This window comes from Amycolatopsis minnesotensis (assembly GCF_039529815.1).
Lineage (GTDB): Bacteria > Actinomycetota > Actinomycetes > Mycobacteriales > Pseudonocardiaceae > Amycolatopsis > Amycolatopsis minnesotensis.
Window position 1 is genome coordinate 183954 of sequence record NZ_BAAANN010000012.1, and the last position, 14905, is coordinate 198858.

At 69.9% G+C, this 14905-nt stretch carries 9 protein-coding genes; 2 read left to right on the plus strand and 7 right to left on the minus strand.

The window, feature by feature from the left end; all coding sequences use genetic code 11:
- Window positions 1–5: 5 nt before the first annotated feature.
- Window positions 6–1562: a glycoside hydrolase family 13 protein gene (locus ABD256_RS17225; protein ID WP_344419086.1), complete on the plus strand. Its 1557-nt coding sequence runs from the start codon at window positions 6–8 to the stop codon at window positions 1560–1562.
- 37 nt (window positions 1563–1599) lie between these two features.
- Here ABD256_RS17225 and ABD256_RS17230 read toward each other — a convergent pair whose 3' ends face one another.
- Window positions 1600–3015, minus strand: coding sequence for a pyridoxal phosphate-dependent decarboxylase family protein (locus tag ABD256_RS17230; protein WP_344419088.1), 1416 nt, complete (start codon window positions 3013–3015; stop codon window positions 1600–1602).
- Window positions 3016–3199: 184 nt separating this feature from the next.
- Complete coding sequence (locus tag ABD256_RS17235) at window positions 3200–3628, minus strand: hypothetical protein (protein ID WP_344419091.1); 429 nt, start codon at window positions 3626–3628, stop codon at window positions 3200–3202.
- Window positions 3629–3813: 185 nt separating this feature from the next.
- On the opposite strand from ABD256_RS17235, the gene ABD256_RS17240 reads away from it, so the two are divergent.
- Window positions 3814–4434 (plus strand): TetR/AcrR family transcriptional regulator, encoded by a 621-nt coding sequence (locus ABD256_RS17240; protein WP_344419094.1) that lies wholly within the window; start codon window positions 3814–3816, stop codon window positions 4432–4434.
- A 69-nt stretch (window positions 4435–4503) separates the two neighbouring features.
- Here the strand turns inward: ABD256_RS17240 and ABD256_RS17245 are convergent, their stop codons facing one another.
- From ABD256_RS17245 to ettA, 5 genes are all read right to left on the minus strand, one after another.
- Window positions 4504–5139: a DUF8010 domain-containing protein gene (locus ABD256_RS17245; RefSeq protein WP_344419097.1), complete on the minus strand. Its 636-nt coding sequence runs from the start codon at window positions 5137–5139 to the stop codon at window positions 4504–4506.
- Window positions 5136–5549 (minus strand): acyl-CoA thioesterase, encoded by a 414-nt coding sequence (locus ABD256_RS17250; protein ID WP_344419227.1) that lies wholly within the window; start codon window positions 5547–5549, stop codon window positions 5136–5138. Before ABD256_RS17250 ends, ABD256_RS17245 begins: the two co-directional genes overlap by 4 nt.
- Before the next feature lie 16 nt (window positions 5550–5565).
- On the minus strand, window positions 5566–10554 hold the full coding sequence (locus ABD256_RS17255; RefSeq protein WP_344419100.1) for an NAD-glutamate dehydrogenase: 4989 nt from the start codon (window positions 10552–10554) through the stop codon (window positions 5566–5568).
- Between the two features lie 209 nt (window positions 10555–10763).
- Entirely contained in the window at window positions 10764–12815 is a 2052-nt protein-coding gene (locus ABD256_RS17260; RefSeq protein WP_344419102.1) for a hypothetical protein, read from the minus strand.
- A gap of 317 nt (window positions 12816–13132) precedes the next feature.
- A complete protein-coding gene (gene ettA / locus ABD256_RS17265; RefSeq protein WP_344419104.1) occupies window positions 13133–14809 on the minus strand; it encodes an energy-dependent translational throttle protein EttA in 1677 nt (558 codons plus the stop codon).
- Between the last annotated feature and the right edge of the window lie 96 nt (window positions 14810–14905).

Below are 14905 nucleotides of genomic sequence, written 5' to 3' on the forward strand. Positions count from 1 at the left end.
CCCCGGTGCCCGAGGCGACGCCGCCGTGGTGGCGGGACGCGGTCTTCTACCAGGTCTACGTCCGCTCGTTCGCGGACTCCGACGGTGACGGGATCGGTGACCTCCGCGGGATCCGCGGCAGGCTCGGCTACCTGGAACTGCTCGGCGTCGACGCGCTGTGGCTCACTCCGTTCTACCGCTCGCCGATGGCGGACCACGGCTACGACGTCGAGGACCCGCGGTCGGTGGACCCGGTCTTCGGCGATCTCGAAGCGTTCGACGAACTGGTGGCCGACGCGCACGCGCGCGGCATCCGCGTCACGATCGACCTGGTGCCCAACCACACCAGCCGGGCGCACCCGTGGTTCACCGAGGCGCTCGCGGCACGTCCCGGCAGCGCGGCACGGGATCGGTACGTCTTCCGCGACGGCCTCGGCGTCACCGGTGACACCCCGCCCAACAACTGGGTCAGCGCCTACGGCGAACCCGCGTGGACCCGGCTGCCCGACGGCCAGTGGTACCTGCACCTGTTCGCCCCCGACCAGCCGGACCTGAACTGGGTCAACGCCGACGTGCGCGCCGATCTCGAACGGACGCTGCGGTTCTGGCTCGATCGCGGCGTGGACGGCTTCCGCATCGACGTCGCGCACGGGATGGCCAAACCACCCGGCCTGCCGGACATGGACCTCCGCGCGAACCCGCTGTCCGGCGCGGAGCACTTCGACCCGCGTTTCGACAACGACGGCGTGCACGAGATCCACCAGATGATCCGGAAGGTGCTCGACACCTACGCCGGGACGATGGCGGTCGGTGAGATCTGGGTGACCGACCACCGGCGGCTCGCGAAGTACCTGCGGCCGGACGAACTGCACCTCGCCTTCAACTTCCGGCTGGTGCTCACGCATTTCGACGCCGACGCCATGCGCGCGTCGATCGACCACTCGCTGGCGGTCGCGACGGCGGCGGTCGCGCCTGCGACGTGGACGCTGTCGAACCACGACGTCTGGCGGCAAGTGAGCCGGTACGGCGGCGGGGCGCAGGGCGTCCGGCGTGCCCGCGCGATGACGCTCGTCGAACTGGCACTGCCCGGCGCGGTCTACCTGTACAACGGCGAAGAGCTCGGACTGCCCAATGTGGACATACCGGTCGAGGCGATGGCCGATCCGCGCGCGTGGACGAGCGGGCCGCAGCACAGCCGCGACGGTGCGCGGGTGCCCTTGCCGTGGGAGGGCGACGCACCGCCGTTCGGCTTCTCCCGCAACGAAAAGACCTGGCTGCCGATGCCACCGGAATGGTCGGCGCTGACCGTCGAGGCGCAGCTCGAAGACACCACGTCGACCCTGTCGCTGTACCGCGAAGCGCTCGAACTCCGCCACGAACACCCGGCGTTCTCCGGTGACGAACTGCAGTGGTACGGCGCCCCCGCCGGGTGTTTCGCGTTCCGCCGCGAACCGGGTGGGCTGATCTGCGTGCTCAACACCTCGGCGACGCCCATCGCCCTGCCTCCCGGCGAGTTGCTGTTGGCCAGTGTGGAACTCGTCGACGGAAAGCTTCCTCCCGACGCGGCGGCCTGGCTCGTCTAGCGCGTGTCCCGTTTTTCGGGCGGTGGCTGGGGAAATCTCACGGGGTCGGCGGGCCGGCCGCCCCGACCAGAGCATGGGTGTCGAGGATCTGACCGGCGACCCGGTCCATGACACCGACATCGGTTCGCCAGTTGCTCACCGACATCCTGATCGCCGGGATGCCTTGCCACGTCGTCGGTGTGGTCCAGCACGTCCCGCTGCCGTTGAGCTCTTCGACCACCTGCCTGGTGTGCCGCAGGTCGCCGACGTGGATGAGGACCTGGTTGAGCACGACGGGGGTGAGCAACCGGATCCCGTCCTGGCCGTCCAGGCGCCGGGCCAGGTGCCTGGCCGCTTGGCAACCGCGCTCCACCAGTGCGGCGACCCCGGCCCTGCCCAGGTGGTGCAGGACCGCCCACAGCATCGGCGCCCTGGCCCGCTGGGACATCTCGACCCGGAAGTCCAACGGGTCGCGGCCCTTGCGCTCGGGGGTGTCCAGGTATCCGGCGTCGATGGCCAGCGCGCCGCGCAGTGCGGTCTCGTCGGCGCAGAACGCCAGCCCGCAGTCGTACGGGGTGTTCAGCCACTTGTGGGCATCGCAGGACCAGGAATCGGCCAGCTCCACACCGGCCAGCAGCGGCCTGAGCTGCGGGGAGGAAGCGGCCCACAGGCCGTAGGCGCCGTCGAGGTGGAGCCAGCCGCCGAACTCGTGCGTGATCCGGGCGAGCTCGGCCAGCGGGTCGACCGAGCCGCAGTCGGTGGAGCCGACCTGCCCGCACACGATCAAGCCACCAGTACCGGCCGAGGCCAGCTCGGCGAGATGACCGGGATCCATCCGCCCCTGACCATCTGCCCGCACCACGGTCACTTGATCGGCCAGACCCAGCAGGCGCAGGCAACGCCATACCGAAACGTGGGTGCTGTCGCCGACGAGCACGCGAAGCGGAGGGGCGCCGGCGACGCCCTGGCTGTTGACGTCCCAGCCGAACCGCCGCAGTTGCGCGTGCCTCGCCGCGGCGAGGCACGCCAGGTTCGCCGTGGTGCATCCGGAAGTCAGCCCCATCACGGTCTGCGGCGGTAGGCCGAGCAGGTCGACCAGCCATCGCTGGCACGTCTGTTCGGCGGCCACCGCGACCGGGCTGATGTCGTTGACGGCCGCGCACTGGTCCCAGGCACTGACCAGCCAGTCCGCGGCCACGCCGACGGGATGCGCCCCGCCGACGACGTAGCCGAAGAATTCCGGCCTGCCGCTCGGGAGGGCTCCGGCTTCCCCGGCTTCGATCAGCCGTTGCAGGGTCACCTGCGCACCGTGCCCGGCTTCGGGTAACCCGCCGCCGAAAAGATCCTCCAGCAGATGCGGTGCCTTGGCGACGATCGGGCGGTCACCTGCCATGAACGCGCGCCCCGCCTGAGCCGCCATGGCGAAGATGTCGCCCGCCGGGTCGTCGAAATGTTGTGGCGCGGGAGCGGACACGACAGCACCCGAAACGATTTTTCCGCTGGCTTCCATGACCTTCTCCGCTTATATCTGTTCACCCGGCATAAAGAACGTATCTTCAGTTCTCACAGCCAGGAATAAACGGGAAAAAAAGTTACTCAACCCGGCACTTTCGGGCACAGCAGGTCATCGATGGCAATTTTGCTTTTCACATTTCCGGTCACGAAATCGGGAACTGGCGCTTGCCGACGAGTGAGCCCACGGTGAACTTCGGCGTCCGGTCGGGACGCGGGAACCGGCGGCGAACGAGCCAGACCAGCACGCCGAACAGGAATCCGTACGCGACAACGAGTCCGTGCGCGTTGTCCTGCGCGAACCAGGTCGCGAGGCCGAGCACCGGCACCGCGGCGGCCAGCGCGCGGTGCTTCCGTTCGCCCGCGCACAGGATGAGCGCGCCCGCGAGGGTCGCGGCCAAGAAGTAGGTCGCACCCGAGCTGCCCGCGACGTTGCGCGGTTCCGTGCTGATGTCGGTGCTCACGAACAGCTTGCCGATCAGGCCCGGCAAGAACATTCCGCTCGCGAACGACGCGAGCATCACCGGCGTGCCCCAGAACCATTCGGCGAGCGCGGCCAGCACCGCGAGCGTCACCAGGTTGTACGCAGCTCCCGCGACGCAGCCGTTCTGCAGGAATCAGCGCCATCAGCACCGCTGTGATCAGGTTGTACAGCGTCTCCGCCACCGTTTCTAACACCGTTCGAATTCGCCAAGCCGGACTCTGGCCCAGTCCCGGCCTGTTTTCAAACAGCGTTAGAAAGATCGGCTATGGTGGTGCCGTGAAGCTCACCACGGACCGGATCGTCGACGCGGGTATGGCCACGTTCGCCGAGGTCGGCTACCACGGCCTGTCCATGCGGCAGGTCGCGGACCGCCTCGACGCGCAGGCAGGCAGCCTCTACTACCACGTGGCCAACAAGCGCGTCCTGCTCCAGCTGATGGCCGACCGGGTCGCCCGGCAGGCCTACGACGCGGGTACCGAAGCACTGGCCGCGCTCCCCGACCCCGGCAACTGGCGCGCGAGCATCGCCGTGCAGGCCGCCGCGCTGCGGTCGAGCATCCGCGCGCATCCCGGCGGCGCGATGCTGCTCGCCGAAAGCCCCAAGACGCTCAGCGACGGCGCGCTGTCGCTGATGGAACGGCTGTTGCGCACGCTGGCCGACGCGGGCGTGCCCGCCGCGCACCGCGGCATCGCCGCGGACACCCTGCTCAGCCACGTCACCGGTTTCGTGCTGCAGGAGCAGAGTTCCTCGACCGTCCCCGAAATCACCGCCGCGCGGTTCGCCGAACTCCAGGAGCGGTTTCCGCTGACCCTCGCGAGCACCGGGGGCATGAGCGAGGACGCGAAGTTCACGCAGAGCGTGGCGCTGCTCTGCGAAGCCTTCGCGGGATCGCGCTGACCACCGGCTGTCCGCTGAGGACCGTCGGCGACATGCGCCGCGCAACAGCTCCTTCAGAACCCCGGCTCTTCAGAAGAGCAGTGGCAGCAACGCATGGCGGCGGCGCAGCACCGCGCCGTACCTGGCATCGAGGCGCATCCAGGAATCCGTCGCCGTCACGCGGACCACGTCACCGTCGATCGACGAGTCGAAGAAGCCCATCCCGGATATCGCGAACAGGCAGCGAAGCTGCACCTTCACCTCGAGGGTGCCTTCGCTGACCGTCAGCACCGGCTGGTCCATCAGGGACGCCGGCGGTGTCCCGTGCGGGCCGACGTTGTCCCGCGCCAGCGCCACTCCGCGATCGGCGAGATCGGCGACGACACCGACCGGCAGCTCGTCCACGTACTGCCACCGGTCCGTCATCGGCAGCTCCGAATGCCACAGCAGGTCGCGCGGCGGCCCCGGGTCCATCACCGGGCCGCCCGCGACCGTCAGCGCCGCCAGCAGCTCGCTGCCGGACACCGTCACGTCCCCCGGCGCCACGGTGCCCTCGACCGCGCGGGTCGCGAGCACCTCGAACGGCGTCACGACCCATGCCTCGACGATCCGGTCGTCGCGCCGCCGCAGCCGCACGACGGTCTGCCCGTCGAGCCGGACCGCCCTGGCGACGAACGCGGCCAGCGTGTCGCGGTCGCCCGCGTCCGGAATGCGCAGCTCGGTCACGCGGTGTCCTCTTCGAGATGGGCCTGCAGGAAATCCCGCTCGGCGTCGGAAAGGTGGCGCGGTCGCTCGGTCGCCGTGTCGTACGGTGCGAGCCTCGTCGAAGCGGTGACCGCGACCCTGTCCGATTCGGACGGTCCGTTGTGGACCTTGTAGCCAAGGGTGAAGGAGGAGAACTTCAGCTCGCGCATGGTCATCTCGATCCTGATGTCCTCGCCGTTGACCACGACGGGGGCGTGGTAGTTCACCGTCAGGCTCACCACCACGATCCCCTTCGCGAACTCCGAGAGGCCCGCCTTGCCCGCGTCCGCGAACAGCATCGGCACCCGCGCCTCTTCCAGCAGCGTCACCATCTTCGCGTGGTTGACGTGCCGGAACGAGTCCATGTCCGACCAGCGCGGCCGGACCAGCATCACCCGTGCCACCCGCTCACCGCACCGTACTGCGGATCTGGCGCGCGGCCACCGACAGCGTCGCGAGGTCGAGCCGCCCGGAGCGGGTGATCTCGTCGAGCGCGACCCTCGCCCTCGACAGCCGCGACGAGTTCGCCTGCTCCCAGTTGTCGATCTTCTGGTCAGCGGGCTCGGACGGGTCGCTGTGCCGCAGCGCGTCCAGCGCGATCGCCCGCAACGACGAGTACAGGTCGTCGCGCAGCGCGAGCCTCGCCAGCGCGTGCCACCGGTTGCCCCGCTCCAGCGAGCTGATCGACGTGAGCATCTTGTCCACGTCCAGGTGGTCCGAAAGCGCGTAGTACAGCTCGGCCGTCTCGATCGCGCTGCGCTCGGCCTCGACATCACCGTCCTGCTCGGCGAGCTCGGCCACCTCGGTCACGTCCAGCAGGCCGTAGGTGTGCAGCAGCTCGGCGACCCTGCGCGCCAGCTCCTCCGGCACGCCCTGGCTCACGAGGTCGTCGACGTTTTCGATGACCGACTCGATTTCGCGTCCCCTCAGCAGGCCACTGACCTGCGGGACGAGCTGGGCGAGGGGGTCGCCGAACCGGGCGATCTCCGCGCCGACCGCGAGCGGCTGCGGGCGGTTGGTCAGGAACCAGCGTGCCGCCCTGTCCAGCAGCCGTCGTGTCTCCAGCATCATCCGGTCGGCGACCTCGGTGGACACCTGCGTGTCCAGCGCGTCGATCGCCTTCCAGATCGAGGGCAGGTCGTACACCGAGGTCACGACGGCGTACGCGCGCACCGCGTCCGTCGCGGTCGCGTTCATCTCCTCGGCGAGACGGAACGCGTAGGACACGCCGGCCCCGTCGACCACCTCGTTCACCAGCAGCGTGGTGATGATCTGGCGGTGCAGCGGATGCTGGGCGATCGCCTCGCCGAACCGGTCGCGCAGCGGCTTCGGGAAGTACTCGCCGAGCCTGCGGGCGAACACCTCGACATCGGGCAGCTCGCTCGCGAGCAGTTCGTCCTTGAGATCGAGCTTCACGTGCGCCAGCAGGGTCGCCAGCTCCGGCGAGGTGAGCCCGAGCCCGGCCTTTTCGAGCCTGGCGAACTCGGTGTCCGACGGCAGCGCTTCGAGATGCCGGTCGAAGGCGCCCGCCCGCTCGAGCGCGGCGACCTGGCGCTGGTGCACCGAAACCATCGGGCCCGCGTGCGCCCTGCTGACGCCGAGCACCGCGTTCTGCCGGTAGTTGTCCGCGAGCACCAGCGCGCCGACCTCGTCGGTCATCTCGCCGAGCAGCTCGTCGCGCTGCTCGCGTTCCAGGCTCCCGGTGCTCACCAGGTGATCGAGGAAGATCTTGATGTTGACCTCGTGGTCGGAGCAGTCCACCCCGGCCGAGTTGTCCAGCGCGTCGGTGTTGATCTTGCCACCGCTCCTGGCGAACTCGATGCGCCCGAGCTGGGTCAGCCCGAGGTTCCCGCCCTCGCCGACCACCTTGACCTGGAGGTCCTTGCCGTCGACCCGCAGCGCGTCGTTGGCCTTGTCGCCCGCGTCGGCGTGGCTCTCGGTCTCCGCCTTGACGTAGGTGCCGATCCCGCCGTTCCACAGCAGGTCCACCGGAGCGAGCAGGATCGCCTTGAGCAACTCGATCGGGGCGAGCTTCTGCACCCCGTCCGGCAGGCCGAGCGCCGCGCGCACCTGCGGGGTGATCGGGATCGTCTTCGCGGCGCGCGAGTAGATCCCGCCGCCCTCGCTGATCAGCGAGCGGTCGTAGTCGTCCCACGACGAGCGCGGCAGGTCGAACAGGCGCCTGCGCTCGGCGAAGGAACTCGCCGCGTCCGGGTTCGGGTCGAGGAACACGTGCATGTGGTTGAAGGCGGCGACCAGCCGGATGTGCTCGGAGAGCAGCATGCCGTTGCCGAACACGTCACCGGCCATGTCGCCGATCCCGACCACGGTGAAGTCCTCGGTCTGGGTGTCCGTGCCGAGTTCACGGAAGTGCCGCTTGACGCTCTCCCAGGCACCCTTCGCGGTGATGCCCATCGCCTTGTGGTCGTAGCCGACCGAACCGCCGGAGGCGAAGGCGTCGCCGAGCCAGAACCCGTAGCTCGCCGAGACCTCGTTGGCGATATCGGAGAACTTGGCGGTGCCCTTGTCCGCGGCCACCACGAGGTAGCTGTCGTCGCCGTCGTAGCGCACGACGTCCGGGGCGGGCACCGTCCTGCCCTCGTTGAGGTTGTCGGTGAGGTCGAGCAGGCCGGAGATGAACATGCGGTAGCACGCGATGCCCTCGTTGAGCTGGGCGTCGCGGTCGATCGTGGCGTCGCCGGTCGCCGCGGGCGGGCGCTTGACCACGAACCCGCCCTTGGCGCCGACCGGCACGATCACCGCGTTCTTCACCGCCTGCGCCTTGACCAGGCCGAGGATCTCGGTGCGGAAGTCCTCGCGACGGTCGGACCAGCGCAACCCGCCGCGGGCGACCGAGCCGAAGCGCAGGTGCACGCCCTCCACCCGCGGCGAGTACACGAAGATCTCGAACCGCGGGCGCGGCTCCGGCAGATCCGGCACGCCCTGCGGGTCCAGCTTGATCGCCAGGTACGGCCGCACGCGACCGTCGGCGTCGGTGACGTGGTAGTTCGTGCGCAGCGTCGCGCAGATGACCGCCATCAGCCTGCGCAGGATGCGGTCCTCGTCGAGGCTGGTGACCTCGTCGACCATCGCCGAGATCTCGGCCGCGAGCGCGTCGGTGTGCTCCTGGCGGTGCTTCTCCGGGCGCGCGAGGTCGAACCGCTGCTCGAACAGGCGCACCAGCGCGGTCGCGATGTCGGTGTGGGCCAGCACCGCGTTCTGGATGTACTCCTGGGAGTACGGGCTGCCCGCCTGCCGCAGGTAGCGCGCGTAGGCCCGCAGCACGGCGGCCTGGCGCCAGGTCAGCCCCGCGCGCAGGACCAGCGCGTTGAAGCCGTCGGCGTCGCAGTAGCCGTGCCACGCCGCGTCGAACGCGTCCTGGAACCGGACCTTCAGGTCGCGCTGCCCGTCCCTGCCGATCTCGTCGAGCACGCGCTGCTCGATGCGCATGCCGAAGTCGTAGATCCACGAGCGCTGGCCGTCCTCGCGGAACAGCTCGTACGGGCGCTCGTCGACGACCTCGACGCCCATCTGCTGCAGCAGCGGGAGCACGGTCGACAGCGTCACGCCCTCGCCGAGCAGGTACAGCTTGAAGCGCCGCTCCCCCGGCTCGGCGTCGGTCGGCACGTAGAACGTCATCGCCAGATCCGTGTCGTCCGACAGCGAATCGAGCTTGCGCAGGTCCGTCAGCGCCTCGTCGGCGCTGAAGTCCTCCTTGTACGCCTCCGGGAAGATGCCGGCGACCCGCTGGCCCTGTTCGGTCGCCGACTCCTCGCCCATCGCGTTGACCGGCGCGCCACCCCCACCGGCGCGATCCCGGCGCTCGGACAGGACCGCCTCGACGCACCGGTCGTCCCAGCTCCGGACCGCCGCGTTCAAGCGCTCCTGGATGCGCAGCGTGTCCGGCTCGATCCGGCTCGACGGGTCCGTGTGCACCACGAAGTGCACCTGCGCCAGCACGGTTTCGCCGACCCGCGTGCCGTATTCGAGGTGGGTGCCCTCCAACTCGTCGAGCAGCACGTCCTGCATCGCCAGCCGCGACCGCGTCGTGTACCGGTCGCGCGGCAGGAACACCAGGCACGAGTAGAAGCGGCCGTAGGGGTCGCGGCGCAGGAACAGCCGCAGTCGCCTGCGGTCCGACAGCGTGATGGCACCGGTCGTCGTGGAGTACAGCGAATCGACGTCCGCCGAGAACAGGTCCGCCCTCGGCCAGTTCTGCAGCACCTCCAGCATGCGCTGCCCCGAGTAGGACGCCATCGGGAACCCGGCGCGGTGGATCACCTCGCGCACGCGGCCGGCCACCACGGGGATGTCCAGCACGTCCTCGTGCAGCGCGGTGGTGGTGAACATGCCGAGGAAACGGTGCTCCCCGGTGACTTCCCCGTGCTCGTCGAACGTCTTCACGCCCACGTAGTACGGGTAGATCGGGCGGTGCACCGTCGACGGGGCGCTGGCCTGCGTGAGCACCAGCAGCGTCGGGGCGAGTGCGTTGAGCGCGTTGTCCGGACCCGCGGTGAGCCCCCTGGCGGCGAGGCTGTCCTGCCGCAGCACGCCGAGACCCGACGCGAGCACCGCGCGCAGCGCGGGCTCTTCGGTCTCCGGCTCGGGGTGCTCGACCAGCTCGTACTGGCGGTAGCCGAGGAAGGTGAAGTGCCCGTCGGCGAGCCAGCGCAGCAACTTCGCGCCGTCGGACACCTCCTCCGCCGACAACGGCGGCGGGTTTTCGTCCAGCTCGACGGCGAGCCTGCGCGCGGACTCCGCCATCTTGTCGCTGTCTTCGACGACCTCCCGTACGTCACCGAGGACCGAGGTGAGCCGGTTGTCCAGCTCGCGCGCCCGGTTCGTGTCGGTGACCAGGTCGATCTCGACGTACATCCACGACTCGGGCGCGGACCCCTCCGGCGGCTGCGCGACGTCGGCGGTCGGATGGATCGCCTGCAGCTCACCGGTCAGGTCACGGGTCACCATGACGATCGGGTGCACGATGCGCTGGACCTGCACGCCGTCACGGGCGAACTCGGCGGCGACGGAATCGACCAGGTACGGCATGTCGTCCGTGACGACCTGCACCACGGTGGCTTCCCGCGTCCAGCCGTCCTCGGCGGTGTTCGGGTTGAGCAACCGCACCGCGGGCCTGCCCGGCATGCGCTGCTGCGCGAGCTGCTGGTGCGAGCGCACCGCGCCGACGAGGTTCACCGGGTCGTCGCCCAGTATCTCCTCGGCGGGGATGTGCCGGTAGTACAAGCGAATCAGGTCGGCGATGTCCGGCGCGTGCGCGGCCGCTGCGTCGATCAGCTCATCCCGGATCTGTTCAGGACTTGCCGGTCGCCGCGGGGTGCTCCCGCCCTCGGCTCCGATGGCCGTTCCGGGCCGGTGCGAAACTCCCGTCGAGCTCATTTCAGGCAACTCTCCACTGACTCTCGTCTAGGTACGGACACCGCGATGTGCCGAACGACCCCAGCCTAGATGGGACGCACTAGGGGGTCGCACAAGACCGGCATCATTCGGAATCGGTGCAGACAAGAAGGTCACACAAGGAAAACCGAAGAACAGACTTCGTGCCCGGCGTCCGTTGCGGACACTTCGGGCACACGACGGCCACGGGTTCAGCCCTCGTTGCGGTGCCGCCCGCTGTCGGGCCCTTCCGACGCCCTGCGGTGCCCGTTCATCGACGCGCTGTCCTGTTGCCCGGCACCGAGCCGCTTGACCAGCGCGGCCGCACTGGACGTACCGGCCTGGTGCTCGGCGAGCGCCCGCGCCAGCAGGTCGGCGAGACCGGCGTCGGCGGGCACCTCCTCCTCCGGTACCGACGAGTAGCCCTGGAACGGTTCGCTGAACCCGCCGAACCCGTTCTCCTTCGAGGACGACTCCCAATCGGGCTCGGGAGAGCGAGTCGGTTCGAGCGAAGGCGGGAACCGCAGCCGCGGCAACCAGTTGTCATCGAAAGACGGCTCGCCGGGTTTCTCCGCATCCGCCGTGGAGTCGCTGACGCTCCCGCCGTCGGTCTTCGCCGCGCCGTTCGCGAAGTGGCTCCGGCTGCCGTTCTCGGCAGCGGGCTCCGGGGCCAGCGGCTCTTCGGCGCGGGCGGGCTCGCCGGCCGTTGCCCGCTCGTGGCTTTCCCGTGCTTCCTCAGCGGCGGCCCTTCGCCGTCCGCCGCCACCGCCGGGAGAGATGCCGAGCCGGTCGAGGACGGACTTCGCCGCGACCGAACCGTGCTCGGAATCGTGGCGGGTCTTCGCGGCGGTCTGCTCCGCGGCCGCCTGTTCCGCGGCGCGCTCGTCCGCCTGCGCGCGGCCGTGGGGGCGCTCGTCGGGCATCATCGCCCGCTCCCACGGAATCTCCGGGAGCTTTTCCTTCTCCGGCTCGCGAACCGGTTCCGGCGCGGGCTCCGCGGCCGGGGCGGCCTCGACCGGGAGCTGGGCGATGGACAGGCGCTGCACGGGTTCCTTGGCCACGGGTTCCTCGGCCACAGGCTCCTTGGCCGCGGGCTCCGCCACGACGGGCATGCGCACCACCTGCGCCGCGAGCGCGGGCTCTCGCGGCGCGCTCGCCCGTGGCTGGTCCTGGGTCACCGCGAGCACCTCGTCGAGGTCGACCGTGGCCGCGCCGCTCGAACCGAACTCGTTGGCCAGCACCGCGCACGCCTGCCTGCGGACGCGCGAATGCACGTGCTCGGCGGCGCGAGCGCGGTGCAGGCAGTCGATGGCGTCGGATGCGCTGCCGACCTGTTCCTCGACCTGCGCCAGCTCCAGCCACAACCGCGCGGTCAGCGCGTGCAGGCCGTGTTCGGTGGTGCTGTGCACGGCGTCGCGCAACAGGAACGCGGCCGCTTCCCCCGCGCCCGACGGCATCAGCACCCTGGTCGCGATGGCGAGCCGGAGCCAGCCCGCCGGTGCGACCGCTGCGGCCCTGGTCGGTGCGTCGAGCAGGGGCTGGGCGATCTCCAGCGCCAGCTCGGGGTCGCCACGGTCGAGCAGCGTGCAGACCAGCTGGAGGACCAGCCTGATCCGCACCACCCCGCCATCGGCGCGCCCGTCGGAGACCTGGTCGAGGAACCCGATCCCGGTCCTGGCCGCGTCGGCGGCACCGGTGAGATCGGCGTGCCGCCTGCGGTGCGCGGACGTCGCGACCCGCAGCAGGCCACGCACCAGGAGCCGCTCGTCACCGGTGAGCGATTCGTCCGCGACGCACAGCCTGTCCGCCTCCAGCAGGGTGCGGTCCAGTTCGGGTTTGCGCCCGACCCCGGCCAGCACCCCGACGAGATGGCACAACGCGGCCGCGCGGTGCGGCGCGGCGAGCTCGCGCTCGGCGAGCACGGGGCGCAGCACGGTCAGGCCGGTCAACGGCAGGCCGACGCTGCGCGCGCAGACCGCGAGGTCGGTGCGCAACCTGGCCGCGAGCACCGGGTGCCCCGCCTCCTCGGCCGCGCGCAGTGCCGCGACCGCGCGGGCGACCGTGGACACGCGCTGGCCGAGCGCGACCCTGGAGGACACCACGATGCTCTCGGCGCGGATCCACAGCGCCTCGGATCCGGACGTCTCGGCGAGCGCGGCGGCGTGCTCGCCGAGCACCATGGCGAGTTCCGGCGCGCGCAGGGGCAGGCCGCCCGCTTCGTCGAGCAGCCGTTCGACCTGCCGAGTTCCACCGGCACCGGGCATCACGTGCTCGCCCGCCCGCGCACCCGTGGGCGGGCCTGGTCTGATGTGCTTGCTGGGTACCACTGGGGACTCCGCTCAGTATCGCTCTAGCGTCCTACCGCGAAGCGCGAGACCGGCGGCCGAATCGCGCTTGTCGCCTCGACGGGGTGACACGATCCGGGTCCGCGACGTGGTGCGAAACCGTGGTTCTGCGCTTGGGTGTGCCGTGCACGCGTGGAGGGGCGGAGCGGCCACCCGCCGGTGGCCGGGACGAGACAGGGCCTCGTCCCGGCCACCGCGTGGTGGCACCCATCCGGCCGCGCGCACGGGGAACATGGTCAGTCGCGGGTCAGCTTGCGGTGCGTGACCCGGTGTGGCCGAGCCGCCTCCGCGCCGAGGCGTTCGATCTTGTTCTTCTCGTACCCCTCGAAGTTCCCTTCGAACCAGAACCACTTCGCCGGGTCCTCGTCGGTGCCCTCCCACGCCAGGATGTGCGTGGCGACGCGGTCGAGGAACCACCGGTCGTGCGAGATCACCACGGCGCAGCCAGGGAACTGTTCGAGCGCGTTCTCCAGCGAACCGAGGGTTTCCACGTCGAGGTCGTTCGTCGGTTCGTCGAGCAGGATCAGGTTCCCGCCCAGCTTCAGGGTGAGCGCGAGGTTCAGCCGGTTGCGCTCACCACCGGAGAGCACGCCCGCCGGCTTCTGCTGGTCCGGTCCCTTGAACCCGAACGCGCTGACGTAGGCGCGCGAAGGCATCTCGGTCTGCCCGACGTGGATGAAGTCGAGCCCGTCCGAGACGACCTCCCACACGGTCTTCTTCGGGTCGATCCCGGCCCGCCCCTGGTCCACATAGGACAGTTTGACGGTTTCGCCGATCTTCACCTCCCCCGAATCCGCGGGCTCGAGCCCGACGATCGTCTTGAACAGCGTCGTCTTGCCGACACCGTTCGGGCCGATCACGCCGACGATGCCGTTGCGCGGCAGGTTGAACGACAGCTCCTCGATCAGCAACCGGTCGTCGAAGCCCTTGCGCAGGTGCTCGGCCTCGACCACCACGTTGCCCAGCCTCGGGCCGGGCGGGATCTGGATCTCCTCGAAGTCGAGCTTGCGGTGCTTGTCCGCCTCGGCCGCCATCTCCTCGTAGCGATCGAGCCGGGACCGCGACTTCGTCTGCCGCGCCTTGGCGTTCGACCGCACCCAGTCGAGTTCGGTCTTCAGCCGCTTGGCGAGCTTCGCGTCCTTCTTCCCCTGCACCTCGAGCCGCTCGCGCTTCTTCTCGAGGTAGGTGGAGTAGTTGCCCTCGTAGCCGACGACGCGGCCGCGGTCGAGCTCCATGATCCACTCGGCGACGTTGTCCAGGAAGTACCGGTCGTGGGTGACGGCGAGGACGGCACCGGGGTAGGCGGCGAGGAACTGCTCCAGCCAGAGCACGCTTTCGGCGTCCAGATGGTTCGTCGGCTCGTCGAGCAGCAGCAGGTCAGGCTTGGACAGCAACAGCTTGCACAGCGCGACCCGGCGGCGCTCACCACCCGAGAGGTGGGTGACCTCCTCCTCGGGCGGCGGGCAGCGCAGGGCGTCCATCGCCTGCTCCAGCTGGGAGTCGAGCTCCCACGCGTCCGCGTGGTCCAGCTCTTCCTGCAGCTGGCCCATCTCCTCCATCAGCGCGTCGCTGTAGTCGGTGGCCAGCAGCTCGGCGATCTCGTTGAACCGGTCGAGCTTCACCTTCGTCTCGCCGAGGCCCTCCTCGACGTTGCCCCGGACCGTCTTCTCCTCGTTCAGCGGCGGCTCCTGCAGCAGGATGCCGACGGTGGCGCCGGGCTGGATGAACGCCTCGCCGTTGCTCGGCTGGTCGAGCCCCGCCATGATCTTCAGGACGGTCGACTTCCCCGCCCCGTTCGGACCCACGACACCGATCTTCGCGCCGGGGTAGAACGCGGTGCTGACATCGTCGAGGATGACCTTGTCCCCGACGGTCTTGCGCACCTTTTTCATGGTGTAGATGTACTCGGCCATGCCCGCGATCGTAGAGCGGTGCCGTGGGCGCCCGAACGCCGGTCACCACCCACGCACCCCCCGTGAGGCCCTGATCAGCAGGCGGTGACGGGCTTT

Excerpts from the sequence above, each read along its gene's own strand:
- ettA (WP_344419104.1), bottom strand. The coding sequence starts at position 14,809 with ATGGCCGAGTACATCTACACCATGAAAAAGGTGCGCAAGACCGTCGGG.
- ABD256_RS17250 (WP_344419227.1), bottom strand. The coding sequence starts at position 5,549 with ATGCTGGTCCGGCCGCGCTGGTCGGACATGGACTCGTTCCGGCACGTC.
- ABD256_RS17255 (WP_344419100.1), bottom strand. The coding sequence starts at position 10,554 with ATGAGCTCGACGGGAGTTTCGCACCGGCCCGGAACGGCCATCGGAGCC.
- ABD256_RS17260 (WP_344419102.1), bottom strand. The coding sequence starts at position 12,815 with ATGCCCGGTGCCGGTGGAACTCGGCAGGTCGAACGGCTGCTCGACGAA.